The following is a 19,411-nucleotide window of genomic DNA, read 5'->3' as shown; positions in this document are numbered from 1 at the left end:
CGACGATGACGCGTACCCGGTTGCTCTCGTCGCGGTCACGGGTGACGAATCCTTCGCCGGCCATCCGGTCGATGCGGTGGGTCATCGCCGCCGGGGTCAGGCCGAGACGCTTGGCGAGCTCTCCGGGGCCCATCCGGTAGGGGGATCCCGCGAGGACCAGGGTCTTCAGGACCTCCCAGTCGGTCTTGCTGATCCCCAGCGCCATGACCTGGCGCCCGTACGCGACGTTCATACGGCGGTTGAGCCGGTCCAGGGCCGAGACGACCTTCTCGACCTGCGGGTCGAGGTCGCGGAATTCGCGCTGGTAGGCAGCGATCTGCTCATCGAGGGTCGGCTCCTGGGCGCCGGGGGTCTCTGGCATGCCGGTGAGTATCCCATGAAAGCCATTGGCGTCGAAGTCCTTCACTGTGTAGTGTTGAGCTTCGAACTTTAGTATTGAAGTCTTCACGTTTGAGCTTCACACCATGAGAGGCAGGTGAGTGGTGACCAAGGCGATGGGTGCCGCGATGCGTCGGATTCAGACAGGCACCGCGCTGGGCGCGTTCGGTATCGGGTTCACCGTGCCGTATCTGTACATCTATGTGTCCCAGGTCCGGGACCTGGGTTCGAGCACGGCAGGTGTCGTGCTCGCGGTCTTCGCGGTGGCCGCGCTGGTCGTCCTTCCCTTCACCGGGCGGGTGATCGACCGGCGCGGGCCGCTGCCCGTGCTGGTGGGGGCCGCGGTACTGGCCGCCGCCGGCTCCATGAGCATGGGGCTGTCCGCCGGTGTCTCCACCGTGGTCCTGTCGGCAGCGTTGCTCGGCGCCGGCACGGCTGTGATGCAGCCGGCGCTCGCCACGATGATCGTCTGGTGCTCCAGCCCGTCCACCCGCACCCGGGCCTTCGCGATGCAGTTCTTCCTGCAGAACCTCGCACTGGGCATCGGCGGGCTGGCCGGCGGCCAGATCGTCGACGCGAGCCGCCCCGGCAGCTTCACCCTGCTGTTCGGTATCGAGGCCGCGATGTTCCTCGTGCTCGGCGGTATCGCGGCATCCGTACGGCTCCCGCACACGCCCGGCCTCGAGCGCGCGCCGCAGGCAGGCGGCGGCGGGCTCCGGGCACTGCTGCGGCACCGGGCCATGGTGCAGCTCTGCGTGCTCGGCTTCGTGGTCTTCTTCGCCTGTTACGGACAGTTCGAGTCAGGGCTCGCCGCTTACGGGACCGAGGCCGCCGGCATACGGCCCTCGACCCTGGGAATCGCGCTGGCCGCCAACACCGCGGTGATCGTCGTGGCGCAGTTCGTCGTGCTCAAGGTGGTGGAGCGGCGGCGGCGGTCCCGGGTGATCGCCACGGTGGGACTGGTCTGGGCCTTCGCCTGGGTCGTCGCCGGATACGCAGGTCTCGGGCACGGCAGCGGGGCCATGGCCACCGCCGCCTTCGTCTCCACCTACGCGCTCTTCGGACTGGGCGAGTCGATGCTGTCCCCGACCGTGGCCCCCCTGGTCGCGGATCTGGCGCCCGACTCCATGGTCGGTCAGTACAACTCGGCGTTCGCCCTGGTCAAGCAGCTCGCGCTGGCCATCGGTCCTGCGGTGGGCGGCCCCATGGGCGCCTCGCTGCCCACGCTGTACATCGCGACCTTCGTGGTGTTCTCCCTCGGGATCACCCTGCTGGCTCTACAGCTCGGCCGGCGGCTCACGGCCGTACAGGACCGGCCGGCGCTCGCCCATGGATCGCGGGTCGTCGCCAGGCATGTTCCGGAGCCCGCGGCCGCACAGCACTGAGACCGCCCAGGCCTACGGCAGGGCGAATTCGCACCACACGGCCTTGCCGCCACCCGGTGTGCGCCGTGAACCCCAGGACGTGGCGATGGTCGCGATGATCGAGATACCGCGTCCCGCCTCGTCCACCGGGTCGGCCCGGCGGCGGCGCGGCAGATGATCGTCGCCGTCCGTCACTTCGATGATCAGCCGGCGGTCCGTGCGCCGCAGTCTGAGGCGCATCGGCGGGGTGCCGTGCTGGAGGGAATTGGCAACCAGCTCGCTGGTGGCCAGTACGCCCAGGTCATGCAGCTCCACCGGGAACCGCCAGGAGGCCAGGACCCCGGAGGCGAAGGCCCGCGCACGGGGCGCCGCTTCCACCCCGCCCAGCAGATCGAGCGCCGCGTTGTGGAACAGCTCGGCGGCCGGCCCGGTCCGGGACGGGTGCTGGACCACCAGCACGGCTACGTCGTCATCGTGATCGGCGGTGACGCCCAGCGCGCGGATCAGCCGGTCGCAGACCACCTGCGGGGCCCCGCCGGCGCCGGACAGCGCACGCTCCAGGGCCGCCACACCCTCGTCGATGTCCTCACCGCGGCGCTCCACCAGGCCGTCGGTGTAGAGGACGGCCTGCGATCCGGGCGGCAGGGCGATCGACTCCGATGTGTGCTGCCAGCCGCCGGTCCCCAGGGGCGGCCCGGTCGGGTCGGGGGCCCGGCGCACCGAGCCGTCCTCGTCCCTGACCAGCATCGGAAGGTGACCCGCCGACGCGTAGACCAGCCGGCCCTCGTTGGGGTCGTGGACGGCGTAGACACAGGTGGCGATCTGGCTGGCGTCGATCTCCGACGCGAGGCCGTCGAGAAGCTGCAGGACCTCGTGCGGCGGAAGGTCGAGACGGGCGTACGCCCTGACTGCCGTGCGGAGCTGTCCCATGACGGCGGCCGCCCGGACACCGCGGCCCATCACGTCACCGATGACCAGTGCCGTCCGGCCGGCGCCCAGGGTGATGACGTCGTACCAGTCGCCGCCCACCGCCGCGTCGGTGCCGCCCGGCTGGTAGGTGGCGGCGATCCGCAGATCATCGGGCTGCTCCAGCTCCTGCGGGAGCAGCGAGCGCTGCAGGGTCACAGCGGTCTGGCGCAGCCGGCGTTCGCTTGCCCGCAGCCGCTCGGCGGCCTCCGCGTGGTCGCTGACATCGGCGGCGAAGACCAGGACGCCGCCGTCCTCCTGAAGGTTCTTGATCGGCGTGCAGGTGACGGTGTACGAGCCCGCGCCCGGCTTCGCCTGCACCCGTCGGGACTTGACGGTGCGGGGGGTGCCGCTGCGCAGTACCTGGTCCATCAGAGGGAACAGGCCCAGCTCATCGAGCTCCGGCATCACATCGCACGCTGCGGCACCGACCGGACGGGGGCCGAAGGTCCCGGTGTAGGCGTCGTTGAGATAGGCGATGCGGTGCTCGGGGCCGTACACAAGGGCGACGAGGGCGGGCAGCTGGCCGAGTACCTCCCGCACGGAGAGTTCGTCGAGCGCCGGCACACCGGAGACCTCCGCACCCCCTTCGGCCTCCTGGTCGGGGTGGAGTGCGTACTCCCCGCGGGCTGCTGGCACGGAACTGTGATCGGACCTCGCGGCGGCGCGCCGCTGCGTTCCGGGGAGCCGGGCGCTCCAGCGCGTGAAGTTCACTGCTTTTCAGGCCTCGTTCGTCGTTCGTCCGTCGATACCGGGGAGCTGGGTCCGGCGCTTCCCCGGCCGGGGATTCCGGGTCGTTCCGTGCTCGTCCAAGCCACCTATGGTCACACGCCGAGTGTGACCCACAGCACTGACAGGCGTCAGTCCCGCTTCGGACGCTCGCCGCCCGCGGCCCATTCGAACTCGGCGCGCGGGTGTTCCAGCGAGCCGAGCGAAACGATCTCGCGCTTGAAGAGCCCGGCAAGTATCCATTCGGCGAGCACCCGGGCCTTGCGGTTGAAGGTGGGGACCCGGCTGAGGTGATAGGCGCGGTGCATGAACCAGGCAGGGTAGCCCTTCAGCTTCCGGCCGTAGACATGGGCGACGCCCTTGTGGAGACCCAGCGAAGCGACCGAACCGACATATTTGTGCTCGTAGTTCCTGAGCGGCCGGCCGTGCAGTGAGGCGACGAGGTTCTCGGCGAGGACCTTGGCCTGACGCACCGCGTGCTGGGCGTTCGGGGCGGTCTCCTTGCCCGGCGCGTCCGCGGTGAGGTCGGGAACGGCCGCCGCGTCGCCGGCCGCCCAGGCATGGTCGACGCCTTCGACGGTGAGCCGGGGCGTACAGCGCAGCCGGCCGCGTTCGTTCAGCGGGAGGTCGCCGGCGGCGAGGACCGGATGCGGCTTGACGCCCGCGGTCCATACGAGGGTCCGGTTGGGGAAGCGGGAGCCGTCGCTGAGCACCGCGACCCGGTGCTCGCAGGTGTCGAGGCGGGTGTTCAGCCGAACGTCGATATTGCGGTTACGGAGCTCCCGGATGGCGTACCTGCCCATCTCGTCACCGACTTCGGGCAGGATCCGGTCGGCGGCCTCCACCAGGATCCAGTTCATGTCGCCGGGATCGATGTTGTGGTAGTAGCGGGAGGCGTACCTGGCCATGTCCTCGAGCTCCGCGAGGGCCTCGACACCCGCGTAGCCGCCGCCGACGAAGACGAAGGTGAGGGCGGCGTCCCGGACGGCCGGGTCGCGGGTGGAGGATGCGATGTCCATCTGTTCGATGACGTGGTTGCGCAGGCCGATGGCCTCTTCGATGGTCTTGAAGCCGATGCCGTGTTCCGCGAGGCCGGGGATCGGGAGGATGCGCGAGACGGAGCCCGGGGCGAGGACCAGCTCGTCGTAGCCGATCTCGGTGCCGCCGCTGCCGTCCTCGGGCCCCGCCAGGGTGGTGACGGTCACGGTGCGCCCGGCGTGGTTGATGGCGGTGGCCTCGCCGATGACGATCCGGCATCTGTCCAGGACCCGGCGGAGCGGGACGACGACATGGCGCGGGGAGATGGATCCGGCGGCCGCTTCGGGGAGGAACGGCTGGTACGTCATATAGGGGTCGGGCGTGACCACGGTGATCTCTGCCTCGTCGCTTCTCAGTGTCCGCTGAAGGCGCAGCGCGGTGTACAGACCGACATAGCCGCCGCCGACGACGAGAATGCGCGGCCCGGTCCGGGATCCGGGGGTCGTCCCCCGTGAGATGGGAGCAGTCACTGTCCCATGAGGCAACGGGCGCTCGACTTTGTCCACAGGCCCGACAAATTGTGTGACCGGAGATCATCGCTGCCGCGGAGCTCGCGGTTCCCCTGTTCTGGCCGAAGGCCCGCAGGTCAGGGGGCGGGGCGGGAACGGGGCGACTGTACCGAATAGGGAGTGTCCCGGCCCATACTCCGATCGGGGGGCGCTCCGTGCGGAACTACCCCCTTCTGAATCGCCCCTGGCTCAACTATGTTCGTAGTAAGTCGGGGTGTCGGGTCTGGGGCCCCCGGCTGACAGGCGGGGAGTCTCCGGGGGGAGACATCATTACCGGGGGATTGTTATGCACATTCAGGACGCTCATTGGCAGACTGCTGCTGTCGCAGCAGAAGGAAACGGACGGGCGGGCGCGGGTACGGTCACGCGCTCCGCGCCTCTTCGTGTGGACGCACAGCGCAATCTGGAGCATGTACTGAGAGCGGCTCGCGAAGTCTTCGGTGAGCTGGGTTACGGCGCACCGATGGAGGACGTCGCGCGCCGGGCCAGGGTGGGGGTCGGCACGGTGTACCGCCGGTTCCCGAGCAAGGACGTACTGGTCCGGCGGATAGCCGAGGAAGAGACCTCCCGGCTGACCGCTCAGGCACGTACGGCGCTCGGCCAGGAGGACGAGCCGTGGTCCGCGCTCGCCAGGTTCCTGCGGACGTCGGTCGCGTCGGGTGCCGGGCGGCTGCTGCCGCCGCAGGTGTTGCGGGTCGGTGTGGCGGACTCCGATGACAGCCTGGCGGCGCATTCCGGGCCTGACGGGGTGCGGGTGCCCCAGCAGCGTTCCGGTTGGTCGTCATCCGACGGGGAGCAGACCAGAAGTCTTGCCGCCGACGGAAGCTGGGGGACGGGCGCCGGACTCTCCGAACTGTCCGACCTCTCCGAGGACGACGATGCGGGCGCCTCCGAGCTCCTGCAAGTAGTAGGGCAGTTGGTGGACAAGGCGCGGGCCGCGGGTGAGCTGCGCGGCGATGTCACGGTCGCCGATGTGCTGCTGGTGATAGCCACGGCCGCACCATCGCTTCCCGAGGCGGCCCAGCAGGCGGCGGCATCCTCACGGCTGCTGGACATTCTGCTGGAAGGGCTGCGGTCCCGGCCGGTCTGATCCGGTCACGCCGCGACGGCACAACCGGCTTGCCCCGGTGACCAGTTGGCCTTACTCCTCACGGGTGAGGCTTAGAGCTCCCATCCGGAAAATGCCCCCGGACGAGTGGTTGCCGGATCAGGACAGCCGGTTGTGCCCCGCGCTGTGTCAGTCTTTCCCGGTGTTCTGGTCCGAAGGTGTGCACACGGGGGCTTTCCGCAATGGGCGTTGAAGGGCGGGACGGGCACCGCGAAGATGCCGACGGGGTGCCCGGAGAAGCAACGTCCGCTCAGCCGATGGCCGCTGAGCCGATGCTCGGGCAGTCAACGGTCGATCAGCCGACGGTCGGGCAGCAGCCGACAGCCGGGCTGCCGGCCGATCAGTCGGCGCCCGAGCAGGCCCGAACGCAGCCCCGCACGCGGACGCAGGACCCGGTTCCGGGGCAGGGCGGGCCGGTCGGCGGCCTGCGGCCCACCAGTGTTCCCCAGCAGCGACAGCGGGAGAGCGACGAACAGGACAGCATCCTGCCGCCACCCCGTTCGCTCGATCTGCCGCCGTCCGATGCCGATCTGATCCGTCAGATGCGGGACGGCGAGGACAGCGCCTACGAGGAGTTGTTCCGCCGGCACGCCGACGCTGTACGCCGCTACGCCCGCAGCTGCTGCCGGGACGCGCACACCGCGGACGACCTGACCGCCGAGGTCTTCGCGCGCACCCTCCAGGCGGTGCGGGGCGGGGCCGGTCCTGCGCACGCGGTGCGGGCCTATCTGCTGACCACGGTCCGGCGGGTCGCCGCGGCCTGGACGAAGACCGCCAAGCGGGAACAGCTGGTCGAGGACTTCGCCCTCTTCGCCGACCAGGCAGCCAGATCATCCTCGTCCGACATGCCGGACCGGGACACCCTGGAGTTGGGCGCCGATGTGCGGGCGATGCAGATCGCCGAACAGTCCCTCGCCATGGAGGCGTTCCGTTCGTTGCCGGAGCGCTGGCAGGCGGTGCTGTGGCACACCACCGTCGAGAAGGAGTCACCGAGCGAGGTTGCGCCGCTGTTCGGGCTCACCGCGAACGCCACCGCCGTACTGGCGAGCCGGGCGCGTGAAGGGCTCAAGCAGGCCTATCTCCAGGCACATGTGAGCCAGGCGCTCACCGCGGGCGGCGACTGTGCGCAGTATGCCGACCGGCTGGGAGCGTACGCCCGCGGAGGGCTGCGGATGCGGGCCGAGCGCGGGCTGCGGAAGCATCTGGAGGAGTGCGCCAAGTGCCGGGTGGCGGCGGGCGAGCTCCAGGATGTCAACGCCGGAATCCCCGCGCTGGTACCGGTCGCCGTCATCGGCTGGTTCGCCGGCGGGTCCGCCCTCAAGGCCGCCGGGATCGCCGCGGGCGGCGTCGCCGGAGCGGCGGGCGCCGGTGCGGCGGCCACCACCGGCGGAGGCGCGGCGGGCGGTGGAGCAGCCGGCGGAGCCGCGGCCGAGGGGATCGGAGCTCCGCTCAAGGCCGGAATCGCCGCCGGAGTGGTGGTCGCGGCGGCCGCGGGTCTCGCCCTCGCTCTTGCCGGCAAGGACGCGCCACCCGAACCGAAGCCGGAGGCGGCGCCCCCGCCCGCAGCCCAGCCCGTCGTTCCGGCCACTCCCACACCGTCCGCGCCGAAGCCGAAACCACCGCCCGCTCCCCGGCCGGCCCCCTCGCACCCACCGAGGCCGGCCCGCACACCTGCACCAGTGCCGGCGATGGCCGCTGCGCACCCCACGCCGGCCCCGGAGCCCTCCCCGCCGCCGAAACCCCCGCCTCCGAAGCCCTCCCCCCCACCGCCTCCCAAGCCCGCGCCGAAGCCGCCGCCTCCGGCCTCCACCGTCTACCAGGTCAACCGCCTCCCGTACTCCCTGCTGGGCGATCACACCGCGCCGGAGCTCGACCTCGGCAGAAGCAGCTGGGTGTGGCAGCGCTGGAACCTCAGGGCAGGCGGCGACGCATACGGCAACGGGATCACGGTGCGCACCCCGTCGAGCGTGACCATCGAGCTCAACCGCCGTTGCTCCGCCTATCAGGCGCTGGCCGGTGTCGACGACATGACGTTGGGCCGTGGCGCGGCGCGCTTCTCGGTGTACGGCGACGGGGTCCGGCTGTGGAGTTCCGGTGTGGTGAGCGGCGGGGACCCCGCGGTGCCCGTCGAAGTCGGGATCGCGGGCCGCAGCACCATCCGGCTGGTCGTCGAGCGAGGAGCCGGATTCGGCCCGGTGGCACTCGCCGACTGGGCACAGTCGAGGATCAGCTGCGGCTGACCGGCCGATGGCGAGGGGACGACCGGCGTCCGGACAGACGAACGGGCTACCGGACAACGGGCGACCAGAGCATCGGGCAATCAGCGCCCGACGGTTGATCCCGGCCGTCCGTCCAGCAGGACGATGACGTCGGCCACGCTCAGCAGCGCCCCGGACGCCCGCTCCGCCGCGTAGACCTGCGGCGAGAGCGCCGCACTGGCACCCGCCTCGACGGTGCGTGCCCTGGCCTCCTCGACCACCGATCTAATGCATCCCGCGCGCCAGGCGCCGGCCGCGGCCGTCACGCGCACGGCGAGTCGGTGGTCACCGAGGTCGGTCAGCACCGAGGCCATGGAGTCGGCGATGCCGGCCAGCACGATCTCGGCGCAGTGGGCGTCCCGGGCGGTCCGCAGCGCTGCCAGCATGCTGCGCAGACCCGCCGCAGGTCCCTCTTCGTACCCGGTGAGCCGGGCCTCCACGGTGTCCAGGATGGCGACGTACTGCGGCGGCGGTGTGCCGCGCCGCGATTCCCTCCGTGCCTCGTCGAACAGCAGCCGTGCCACGGCGGGTTCGCCCCGCTCCAGTGACAGCAGGGACCGCAGGAAGCTGATGTAGGTGCGGGCGTCCAGTACGCCGTACCGGTCCGATTCCGCGGCCGCCTCGTCCAGGGCCTTCTCCGCCTGCTCCAGGTCACCGGTGCGGTAGCTCAGTTCAGCGAGTCTGGCGATGAGAAACGGCGCCTCCGCGTGCGCACCGACCTCGCGGGCCAGCCGCAGCGCCTCCTCGAACGCCTCCCGGGTCCGCTCCCAGTGGCCGCGCGCCATGCCCGCCTCCGCGCTGGCGCTGGCGACCTGGGCCCGGATCCAGCGGTCGCCGATCCGGGCGCAGAGATCACGCAGTTCGGCGAGGTCCGCGTCGACGCCCTCCATGCCGCCGGGCATGTCGACCCGCATATGGGCGCGGAACATCAGCGCGACCGCGACCTCCCAATCCCCCCCGTACGCCCGGCAGTTGGTGACCACCTCGTCGAGCCAGGCGGCCACGTCCTCCGGCAGGTGCGTGATGAAGGCGGTGAACGGCCAGAGCAGGCCGGGAAAGCGCGCCGCCTCCGGCCCCCCGGCGCTGAACGCCGCACGCACCCGCTCCACCACCCGCACGGTCTCGGGGTCGCGCAGTCCGTCCTGTCCCTGGCTCTCCAGCGCCATGAAGATCTGGAAGAGCCGCAACTGCATCCTGGGCCAGTAACGGGGGTCGGTCTCATCGGCCGGGTCGTCGCCCAGCGACACCAGGCGCCCGGCCCAGTCGAGGGCCTCACGACGGTAGTTGCGCAGCCACCAGAACCAGCCCATGGCCCGCAGCAGCCGGATGGCCGCCGGTTCGTCGTGGGTGTCCACGCTGAGGCGGAGCGCGACACGGATGTTTCCCGATTCGGCTTCGATCCGCCGGATCCAGGGAAGCTGCTCGCCGGAACGGATGAGCGGTTCGGCCTCTTCGGCGAGGGCCAGATAGTGGGCGGCATGCGCCCGCTGGGCCGCCGCCAGCTCGTCCGGGGCATCGGCAGCGCGCTCGGCCGCGTACTCATGGATGGTGTCCAGCATGCGGTAGCGCATGCCGTCCTCACCCGGAGTGGCGACGACCAGCGACTTGTCGACCAGCGCCGCCATGTCGTCGGGGCCTCCGCAGACCGCTTCCGCCGCGACGATGTCCCAGCCGCCTGCGAAGACGGATGCCTGCCGGAGCACGGTGCGTTCGCCGGCGTCGAGCAGGTCCCAGGACCAGTCGACGACGGCCCGCAGGGTCTGCTGGCGGGGCAGGGCAGTGCGGCTGCCACTGGTCAGAAGGCGGAAACGGTTGTCGAGACGGTCGGCGATCTGACGCGGGGCGAGCAGCCTGAGGCGGGCGGCGGCGAGTTCGATGGCGAGCGGCAGTCCGTCCAGGCGCCGGCAGATCTCGGCCACCGCGGCACGGTCAGCACCGGGATCGAAGTCCGGGCGCACCGCGCGGGCGCGCTCGGCGAAGAGCCGGGTCGCGGGGTCGGCCGGCAGCGGCTCCACCGGGCGTACCGCTTCGCCCGACACCCCAAGGGGTTCCCGGCTGGTGGCGAGAATCCGCAGCTGCGGGCAGTGGGTGAGCAGCGTCTCGGCGAGCTGCGCGGCGGCGCCGATCACGTGCTCGCAGTTGTCCAGCAGCAGAACCAGGGGGCGCGACGTGCAGTACTCGATGAGTTTGGCCACCGGGTCGTCCGGCGGCTGCTGCTTCTCGTGGGTGATCAGTACGGTCTCCCGCAGCCCGAGGGCGCTGATCACGGCGCCGGGCACGCCCGCCGGGTCGTCCAGGGGAGCCAGCTCGACCAGCCAGGCCGTGGCGGGGGCCGCCTCCTCGGCCAGCCGGGTCTTGCCCGAACCGCCGGTCCCGGTCAGCGTGACCAGCCGGTGCCGCGCCAGATCGGCCCGGACCGCGGCCAGTTCGGGCTCACGTCCGACGAAGGAGGTCAGTCGTGGGCGGAGGTTGCCGGACGGTGCCCGTGGGGCGGACGGTGCGGTGCCGCTTCCCTGGGCACCCAGCAGTTCCGCGTACTGAGCCCCGAGTTCGGGTCCCGGATCGGTACCGAGCCCCTCGGCGAGGGTGCGGCGGGCGTCTTCGTACGCGATGAGCGCGTCGGCCTGCCGGCCCACCGCACGGAGCGCGCGGATCAGCTGGACGCGGAACGCCTCGTCGTACGGGTGGGCGGCGGCGCATCCGGTGAGCTCGGTGACGAGCTCCTCCGTGGCGCAGACCCTGAGGTCGGCCTCGATGCGCTGGCGCAGCGCGGCCAGCCGCCGCGCCTCTGGCCGTACGGCGTGCTCCCGGTCGGGCAGGTCGGCGAGCGCCGGGCCGCGCCAGAGCGCGAGGGCGGCACGGAAGGTGTCCGCCGCCCTGGCCGGCGCACCGGCCTCGAGCTGGGCGGCACCGGTGTGGGTGGCCCGCTCGAACGCGTGGAGATCGACGTCGTCGGCGCCGGCCTCCAGCTGGTAGCCGTTCGGGGTGGAACTGATCGCCGCACGCCCCAGCGCACGGCGCAGCCGGGCCACCAGAGCCTGGAGAGCTGCCGGGGCGTCCTGCGGCGGGTCGTCCGCCCATACGTCGTCGATCAGCGCGCCGACGGTCACCGGGCGGCCCGGACGCAGCGCGAGCGCCGCGAGCAGGGCGCGCAGACGGGGGCCTCCGACCGGGATGGCAGTGCCGTGATCGTCCTGCGCCTCGGTGGCGCCGAGAATGAGGTAGCGCACGGTGTCCATTGTGTGGGGTGCCGGGCGCCGTGGCGCCGGGCACCTCCCTCTTCTACAGGCTGCGCCGGGGTACGACCCCGCCTGCCACGGCCCGCTGCTTCGGCGCGGCCGAGCCCGTCCAGCACGTCCCCCGGCGGGACAGCAGCCGCCGCAGCCACAGTTCGGTGGAGATCAGGTCGGCCAGGCCGTCCAGCGGCACCCGCTCGCCCTCCGCGGCCGCGCGCAGCGCCTTGCGGACCACCCGGGCCTCCACCAGACCAGCGTCGGCGAGCAGCGGGGCGTCGAACAGCGAGACCAGGGTGTCGAGCGAACTGCGCAGCCCCTGGTGGAACGTGGCAGTCGCGGTGGGGTGCGAAGGGGCGCCCCACCCGGCGGGCAGATCGCGGATGCCGGCGCCCGCGAGGACCGTGCGGAGTATCGCCGCCCGCGCTCCGGGCTGGACCCGCAGTGCTTCGGGGAGCACCCGGGCCGCCCGTACGACCTGGTTGTCCAGGAACGGGGCGTGCAGCCGCTGGCTGCGGACCTCAGCTGCCTGTTCGAAGACCCTGTGGTCCGCGGCGTGACGTGCCAGCGCGGCGCGGGCCCGGGCCTCGCCGGGGCGCTGGACCGAGGTGGGGCGCATCGCCGACTCCTGGAGACGAACCGATACTTCGGCCAGCGCCTCACCCGTGAGCCAGCGTGCCGCGGGCCCCGGCCTGGACCAGGTGAGGGCAGCCAGCGAGGCGTCCAGCGTCGACCCCTCCGCGGTGAGGAAGAAGTCGCGGTCACGGAGCCGGCCGGCCGCGGCCTCGATACCGGAGCGGTACGAGGTCCGGGCCAGCTTGCGCGCCGCGCGGTAGACGGTGAAAGGGATGAACACGGAGCCGTCGGCCTTCGCCAGCGCGGTGACGGGCCGCACCAGATGACGTCTGCGCCGGTCCATCAGCAGGTCGGCGAGGCGCGCCGGGTGTGCGTCGAGCACCTGGCGCGCGCCGTCGCCGACGAAGTGGTCCGCGCTGCCCGCGGCGAGCCGTCTGCGGTGGCGTTCGGCGGTGATGAGTGAGGGGCCCGGCTCGTCGGTGAGCGGGCCGCTGTCCAAGTCGGCGTAGGGGAGGGCCTCTTCACCGGCCGCCACGACCACATGGTGCAGCCGGGGGTTGGCGGCGATCGCACCGGCCCGTTCCAGCTCCGGCCCCTGGCCGGGCGCTGCGAGGTCGTTGAAGGTGACGGCGAGCAGCCGCTCCCCGGCGCCGGTGCCGTGGCCGAGGAGGGTGCCGGGCACGCCGGGCAGCCCCGCGGCGAGCAGGGCGAGGGTCGCCGACGCACTGCCGCCCGAGAGATCGGCGCCGATGCCGGGCGCGGGAGCCCCCCGGGCGGCCCGCCGCTCGGCGGGGCCCATCCCGGGTACCGGTCCCGGGTCGGGCGGCACCGTCCCGGGGGCGTGGCGTGGTGCGGTCAGCCTGGCCCGTACCGCTTCGACGAGCGCGTCCCGCACGCCGTCCACCGCACGGTCCGCGTCGACCTGGGCGGCGGCAACCGCGAGCGAGGCCACCGGTTCGTATCCGGTGATCTCCCGCGAACCCTCGCGCAGGATGAGGGCGTGACCGGGCGGGATGCGCCGCACCCCGGTGTATGGCGTGGAGTCGCGCAGCGCCTCCGGGACGTCGGGGCAGGCCAGCAGCGCCGCCAAGTGCCCGATGTCCAGCTGGGCTTCGATGAGGTCGGCGAGCGGGAGCGCCGCGGTGGCGTAGGCCGTGCCGTTCGCCCAGGGGGTGTGGAAGACGGGCCTGGCGCCCGCCAGATCGCCGATGACGGTGACCCGGCGTCCGGACTGCACGACGACCGTGTAGCTGCCGGGCCATGCGGTGAGATGGCGCAGCGCGCCACCTCGGGCGGCGAAGAGACCGACTCTGAGCTGCTCGTCGGTGGCCGAGCAACACCCCAGCACAGCAAGGCGGGTGAAGGGATCGACGGTGATGACCCGGACCTCGTCCGGCCGCCAGTCGCCGACCGCCCAGAGCGGATCCGGATCGCCCCAGAGCAGCTGCGATCCCACAGGATGCACGGTGCGGCCCTCGTCCGTGGAGCCCGCGGAGCCGGCCGTACCGAAGCTCGCGGCGATACTGCTCCACCCCACCAACCACCGCATCGGCGCCTCCACAGGCTGTGGACAACTGAGAACGCCTGGGCGTTCAGGTCCATGCTGCCATGACAACCGCGTAGAGGAGGGAGTACGGGAGCGCGCACCGAAATGTGAATGCGCCCCCGGCAAAGGCCAAGTGCCTGTGCACCACGAGGGTCGTCATCCGGCCATTCTGGCGAGCGGGCAGCGGGCTCGGGAACCGGACGACGCGGGCATAGCGGGCCACAGCCCGGGAGACGTTGTGCGCCTCCCGGACCGGCTCGCCGCCCGCGGGGATTGGGGCGGCGGTATCCCCCAGCCCACTGGATCCAGTGCAGCGGGCCGACCCACGCATCCGCCATGGAAGCGCTCCCCCCGGGGCCGGACCAGAGCGCACGGCCGGGCGCACAGCCACACACCAGGAGCACGGAAAGCGATTGACCGCGCTCAGGACGGGCAACAATCTCGCCATCCGGAACAACCCCCCTTAACGGTAGGGATGCGGCGAACTACGCTGGGTTCACGAATGCCGCGCGCCTATGCCGCGACGTGGCGGCCGTCTGTGTGTCGAGGGGTGGCGCATGTCCAGGGAGCTACGCGGGCCGAACGACAAACTCGGCACCGTTCTCGCCCTCGCGGGAATCAGTAACGCCGGGCTGGCGAGACGGGTCAACGACCTGGGCGCCCAGCGGGGCCTGACTCTTCGCTACGACAAGACCTCCGTGGCCAGGTGGGTCTCCAAGGGCATGGTGCCCCAGGGCGCCGCGCCCCATCTGATCGCCGCGGCGATAGGCGCCAAGCTGGGCCGGCCCGTACCGCTGCACGAGATAGGACTCGCCGACGCGGATCCGGCTCCCGAGGTGGGCCTCGCCTTCCCGCGCAGCGTGCATGCCGCGGTGGTCTCGGCGACCGATCTGTACCGGCTCGACCTGGCGGGAAGGCGGGCCGGAAGCGGCGGTATCTGGCAGTCACTTGCCGGATCGTTCGCGGTCACGGCATATGCGACGCCGGCCTCGCGTTGGCTGATAACACCCGCGGATTCCTCGGTCGCGAGGGGTGCGGAGGAGCTGGCGGACCCCGCTGCCCTGCGGGTGGGCCACAGCGATGTGGCGAAGCTGCGGGAGGCCGCGGAGGATGCCAGGCGCTGGGACTCCAAGTACGGGGGTGGCGACTGGCGTTCGTCCATGGTGCCGGAGTGCTTACGGGTGGACGCGGCTCCGCTACTGCTCGGCTCGTACTCCGACGAGGTCGGCAGGGGGCTCTTCGGGGCGACCGCCGAACTCACCAGACTGGCCGGCTGGATGGCCTTCGACACCGGCCAGCAGGAGGCCGCCCAGCGCTACTACATCCAGGCGCTGAGACTGGCCCGCGCGGCGGCCGACGTCCCCCTGGGGGGATACGTACTGGCTTCGATGTCGCTGCAGGCGGTCTACCGGGGCTTCGGCGACGAGGGAGTGGACCTCGCGCAGGCGGCCGTGGAGCGCAACCGCGGTCTGGCGACGGCCCGCACGATGAGTTTCTTCCGGCTCGTCGAAGCACGGGCCCACGCGCGCGCCGGTGACTCCTCGGCCGCGGGTGCCGCGCTGAAAGCGGCCGAGGGCTGGCTCGAACGCTCCCGGGAAGGGGACGCCGATCCGTCCTGGCTCGGTTTCTACACCTACGACCGTTTCGCGGCCGATGCGGCGGAGTGCTACCACGACCTCAAGGCTCCGCGGCAGGTACGGCGCTTCACCGAGCAGGCGCTGTCGAAGCCGACCGAGGAGTTCGTGCGCTCGCACGGACTGCGCCTCGTGGTGAGCGCGGTGGCGGAGCTCGAGTCGGGCAACCTCGACGCCGCCTGCGCCGCCGGCACCCGTGCGGTGGAGGTCGCCGGACGGATCTCCTCGGCCAGGACCACCGAGTACGTCAGGGATCTGCTGCACCGCCTGGAGCCCTACGGCGACGAGCCGAGGGTCGTCGAGCTGCGTGAGCGGGCCCGTCCGCTTCTCGTGGCACCGGCGTAGAACGGGCCTCCCCCCTGGTTTGAGCGCATTGTCAGTGGGCCAGTGCACTATCGGGGTGGGAGGAGGTGCGATGTCATCCGGCAAGGGCCACGGCAGTGGCGCCGTCATGGGCTCCGTCCAGGGCTCCGCAAGGAGCGGCGGCTTCGACTGCGATGTGCTGATCATCGGCGGCGGGATCATCGGTCTGTCGACGGCGTACGCCCTGGGGCGCTCGGCGCCCGGCATCCGGGTGGTCGTGCTGGAGAAGGAGCAGGGCACAGCCCGCCATCAGACCGGGCGCAACAGTGGGGTGATCCACAGCGGGATCTACTACCGCCCCGGGTCGCTGAAGGCGCGGTTCGCGGTGCAGGGCGCGGCCGAGATGACCGATTTCTGCCGGGACCAGGGCATCGCACACCGCGTGACCGGCAAGCTGATCGTCGCCACCGGCGGGGATGAGCTGCCCCGGCTGCACGCCCTCGCCCAGCGCGGCCGGGAGAACGGCATCCCGGTGCGGGAGCTGGGCCCCGCACAGATCACCGAGTCCGAGCCCGGGGTGCGGGGCCTTGCGGCGATCCAGGTCGCCACCACCGGGATCGTCGACTACGGCGCGGTGGCCGCGCGGCTCGCGGCGTCCTCGGGCGCCGACATCCGCTGCGGCGCCCAGGTGGTGAGAATCGCCCGCCGGCCCGGAGGCGTCGCGGTGGCCACGGCGGACGGCTCCGTGGTCCGGGCGCGTGCCCTGGTGAACTGCGCGGGCCTGCACTGCGACCGGATCGCCCGCCTCGCTGGCGACGACCCGGGCATGCGGATCGTGCCGTTCCGGGGGGAGTACTACGAGCTGGCACGCCCCTCACTGGTGCGCGGTCTGGTCTATCCCGTTCCCGACCCCGCCTTCCCCTTCCTCGGCGTCCACCTGACCCGGGGCATCGACGGCGGTGTGCACGTCGGCCCGAACGCCGTGCCCGCCCTGGCTCGCGAGGGATACGGCTGGGGCGATGTGCACCCGGGCGAGCTGGGAACCACGCTCGCCTGGCCCGGATCCTGGCGGATAGCGCGACGCCACTGGCGGTACGGCGCGGGCGAGCTGCACCGCTCGCTCTCCAGGCGCGCCTTCGCCGACGCGGTGCGCCGGCTGCTGCCCGCCGTCTCAGAGGCGGATCTGCGCCCCGCGCCGGCCGGGGTGCGGGCTCAGGCGGTGCTCAGGGACGGCACGCTGGTCGACGACTTCCTGATACGCGAGGCGCCCCGCACCGTCCATGTGCTGAACGCCCCGTCACCTGCCGCGACGGCGGCCCTGCCGATCGGCCGCGAGATCGCCCGCCGGGCCCTGGCGTCGGTGGCGGTGCGGGCCTGACGGGGCTCGTCCGGGCAGGCGGCCGGGGATCGTAGAATCGGAGCACTGTGTCCGAACTCCTGAATCTCACCCCAGAGCCCTCCGCACCGCGCCGCCCCAAGGGCGAGCCGCGCTTCCCCGGCGGTCCCGCGGCCGATCCCGCGGGCTCCCACCACGAGCGCCGCATCCGCAGCTTCCAGCCTCGCCGCAGCCGGGTCACGGCCGGCCAGGGCGATGCTCTGGAACGGCTGTGGCCGAAGTGGGGCCTGGATGTGGACGGGCTGCGGGTCCTCGACCTCGGTGAGATGTTCGACGGTCTCCCGGTCGTTCTGGAGATCGGCTTCGGGATGGGCGAGGCGACCGCGCAGATGGCCGAGGAGGACCCGGCCACCGGCATCCTCGCCAGCGATGTGCACACCCCGGGCCAGGGCAATCTGCTGCGTCTCGCCGAACGGAACGGACTGTCCAACGTCCGGGTGGCCAACGGTGACGCCATCATCCTGCTCCGCGAAATGCTGCCGGCCGGCTCACTCGCCGGACTGCGGGTCTACTTCCCCGACCCCTGGCCCAAGAGCCGGCACCACAAGCGCCGGCTCATCCAGCCCGAGTTCCTGGACCTGGCCGCCACCCGGCTGACGCCCGGCGCCGTGCTGCACTGCGCGACCGACTGGGAGCCGTACGCCGAGCAGATGCTCGATGTGCTCACCTCCCACCCGGAGTTCGAGAACACCGTGGCGGACGGCGGGTACGCGCCGAGGCCGGCCTTCCGGCCGATGACGCGGTTCGAGGGCCAGGGGCTCGACAAGGGCCACACCGTGCACGACCTGTTGTTCCGCCGCAGCTGAATCCGGACGTTCCGCGGCGGCGGTGAGCGGGACGTCGTCGCAGATGTCGGCGCACCTCGTTATGGTCAATGAGGTGTACGAGTCGAGCTCGCCCCCCGGGGCGATTCATCCGGTGGTTCCGGCGTACGAGGAGCAGCCGCGCTTCGACGCCGTACCGCCCCGTGCCCACTGGCACTACAGACCGCGCCGGAACCTCTGGCGCAGCAAGACGCTGCGCGCATCGGGTGTGGTCGTGGTGCTCGCCCTGTGCGGCCTGGTGATTCTCTCGCTCGTCCGTGAACAGACGGGCACCGAGGGCTTCCTGGTCGGGCTCGGGCTCGCGGTGCTGCCGGTGCCCTTGCTGATGACGGCGTTCCGCTGGCTGGACCGGGTCGATCCGGGCCCCTGGCGCAATCTCTTCTTCACCTTCGCCTGGGGTGCGTGCGCCGCCGCCCTGGTGGCCATCATCGCGAACTCCTTCGCGACCCGCTGGATCGCGACGGCGACCGCCGATCCGGCCGGTGCGGACACCATAGGCGCGACGGTGATAGCACCCGTCGTCGAGGAGAGTGCCAAGGCAGCCGCGCTGCTTCTGGTCTTCCTGTTCCGAAGACGGCACTTCACCGGCATCGTCGACGGGGTCGTCTTCGCCGGATTCACCGCGACGGGTTTCGCGTTCACCGAGAACATCCTCTATCTGGGCAGCGCCTTCGGCGAGGACAAGTCGATGGGGTTCTCGGGGTTCTCCTCGGTGACCGCGGCGACCTTCTTCGTCCGGATCGTCCTCGCGCCCTTCGCCCACCCGCTGTTCACCGTGCTGACCGGTATCGGCTTCGGTGTCGCCGCACTCTCCGCACCGCACCGCCGGGTGCGCCGGGCCCTTGTGCCACTGCTCGGGCTCGGCTGCGCGATGGGCATGCACGCCCTGTGGAACAGTTCGTCGGTCTTCGGCGAGTACGGCTTCTTCGTGGTGTACGGCGTGTTCATGGTGCCCGCCTTCGGCCTGATCACCTGGCTGGCGATCTGGACCCGTCAGCGTGAACTGCGCACGATATCGGCCGAGCTGCCCGCCTACGCCGCGGCGGGCTGGCTGGCGCCGGACGAGCCGCTGGCGCTCTCGTCGATGCGGGCCCGGTCGATGGCCCGGGGCTTCGCGGCACGTGCGTACACCCGGAGCATCGCCATGCCGCCCTTCCCGGTCCAGGGCCCGCCCGCCCAGGGTTTCGCCCCGCTGGGCCACGGGGCCCAGGGCTTCCCCGCCCCCCGCACCGCACCGCACGTGGCTGCGTGGACAGCCCCCTGCCCGGCCCGGCTGCCGGACGCCAAGGCCGGAGCGAAGGCGGCGTCCCGGGCGGTCTCCGAGTACGAGGCCTTCGCCACGACCCTGGCGTTCCTGCGGCACCGGGCCCGCCGTGGTGCGGTGGGCCCGGACTTCGCGGCGCGCGAGCAGGAGCTGCTGCACCATCTGTGGCAGCGCAAGGACGTGGCCGGCCCGGCCCTGCTCCATGCGGCGCAGGCCACGGGCCGGGTGCCGGTACCGCCGCCGCATCTGCGGTACGGCGGCTACAACCCGTACCGGCAGTAGCGC

The 19,411-nt window shown here is 72.0% G+C and carries 12 protein-coding genes (1 of these 12 running past the window's edge); 7 read left to right on the top strand and 5 right to left on the bottom strand.

The window, feature by feature from the left end; translation table 11 throughout:
• Positions 1-361 carry the 5' portion of a MarR family winged helix-turn-helix transcriptional regulator gene (locus tag OHS16_RS16580; RefSeq protein WP_328537976.1) on the bottom strand. The gene continues 188 nt to the left of window position 1, outside the view, so 361 of the gene's 549 nt are visible here — the first part of the coding sequence; its start codon is at positions 359-361; its stop codon lies beyond the left edge, outside the window.
• Between the two features lie 133 nt (positions 362-494).
• Between OHS16_RS16580 and OHS16_RS16575 the strand changes: the two genes are divergently transcribed.
• Positions 495-1,763: an MFS transporter gene (locus OHS16_RS16575; protein ID WP_328540871.1), complete on the top strand. Its 1,269-nt coding sequence runs from the start codon at positions 495-497 to the stop codon at positions 1,761-1,763.
• Positions 1,764-1,775: 12 nt separating this feature from the next.
• Here OHS16_RS16575 and OHS16_RS16570 read toward each other — a convergent pair whose 3' ends face one another.
• Together OHS16_RS16570 and OHS16_RS16565 are read right to left on the bottom strand one after the other, a co-directional pair.
• A complete protein-coding gene (locus OHS16_RS16570) occupies positions 1,776-3,422 on the bottom strand; it encodes an ATP-binding SpoIIE family protein phosphatase (RefSeq protein WP_328537975.1) in 1,647 nt (548 codons plus the stop codon).
• A 146-nt stretch (positions 3,423-3,568) separates the two neighbouring features.
• A complete protein-coding gene (locus OHS16_RS16565) occupies positions 3,569-4,945 on the bottom strand; it encodes an NAD(P)/FAD-dependent oxidoreductase (RefSeq protein WP_328537974.1) in 1,377 nt (458 codons plus the stop codon).
• A gap of 325 nt (positions 4,946-5,270) precedes the next feature.
• Between OHS16_RS16565 and OHS16_RS16560 the strand changes: the two genes are divergently transcribed.
• Together OHS16_RS16560 and OHS16_RS16555 are read left to right on the top strand one after the other, a co-directional pair.
• On the top strand, positions 5,271-6,074 hold the full coding sequence (locus OHS16_RS16560; RefSeq protein ID WP_328537973.1) for a TetR/AcrR family transcriptional regulator: 804 nt from the start codon (positions 5,271-5,273) through the stop codon (positions 6,072-6,074).
• Positions 6,075-6,274: 200 nt separating this feature from the next.
• On the top strand, positions 6,275-8,332 hold the full coding sequence (locus tag OHS16_RS16555; RefSeq protein ID WP_443042630.1) for a sigma-70 family RNA polymerase sigma factor: 2,058 nt from the start codon (positions 6,275-6,277) through the stop codon (positions 8,330-8,332).
• Between the two features lie 80 nt (positions 8,333-8,412).
• Here OHS16_RS16555 and OHS16_RS16550 read toward each other — a convergent pair whose 3' ends face one another.
• Entirely contained in the window at positions 8,413-11,580 is a 3,168-nt protein-coding gene (locus OHS16_RS16550; protein WP_328537971.1) for an ATP-binding protein, read from the bottom strand.
• A gap of 52 nt (positions 11,581-11,632) precedes the next feature.
• Complete coding sequence (locus OHS16_RS16545; protein ID WP_328537970.1) at positions 11,633-13,708, bottom strand: asparagine synthase-related protein; 2,076 nt, start codon at positions 13,706-13,708, stop codon at positions 11,633-11,635.
• Positions 13,709-14,262: 554 nt separating this feature from the next.
• Here OHS16_RS16545 and OHS16_RS16540 point away from each other — a divergent pair.
• The 4 genes from OHS16_RS16540 (at position 14,263) to OHS16_RS16525 (ending at position 19,408) form a co-directional block, all read left to right on the top strand.
• Positions 14,263-15,684 (top strand): MFS transporter, encoded by a 1,422-nt coding sequence (locus OHS16_RS16540; protein WP_328537969.1) that lies wholly within the window; start codon positions 14,263-14,265, stop codon positions 15,682-15,684.
• Positions 15,685-15,790: 106 nt separating this feature from the next.
• Positions 15,791-17,020, top strand: a complete 1,230-nt coding sequence (lhgO, locus tag OHS16_RS16535) for an L-2-hydroxyglutarate oxidase (RefSeq protein WP_328540870.1) — start codon at positions 15,791-15,793, stop codon at positions 17,018-17,020.
• A gap of 47 nt (positions 17,021-17,067) precedes the next feature.
• Positions 17,068-17,844, top strand: coding sequence for a tRNA (guanosine(46)-N7)-methyltransferase TrmB (gene trmB, locus OHS16_RS16530; RefSeq protein ID WP_328537968.1), 777 nt, complete (start codon positions 17,068-17,070; stop codon positions 17,842-17,844).
• 73 nt (positions 17,845-17,917) lie between these two features.
• Positions 17,918-19,408 carry a PrsW family intramembrane metalloprotease gene (locus tag OHS16_RS16525; RefSeq protein WP_443042629.1) on the top strand — a complete coding sequence of 497 codons (1,491 nt, stop codon included), beginning with the start codon at positions 17,918-17,920 and terminating at the stop codon, positions 19,406-19,408.
• Positions 19,409-19,411 lie beyond the last annotated feature (3 nt).

The organism is Streptomyces sp. NBC_00344, assembly GCF_036088315.1.
Lineage (GTDB): Bacteria > Actinomycetota > Actinomycetes > Streptomycetales > Streptomycetaceae > Streptomyces.
This window is presented reverse-complemented; position numbering and strand designations above follow the sequence as displayed.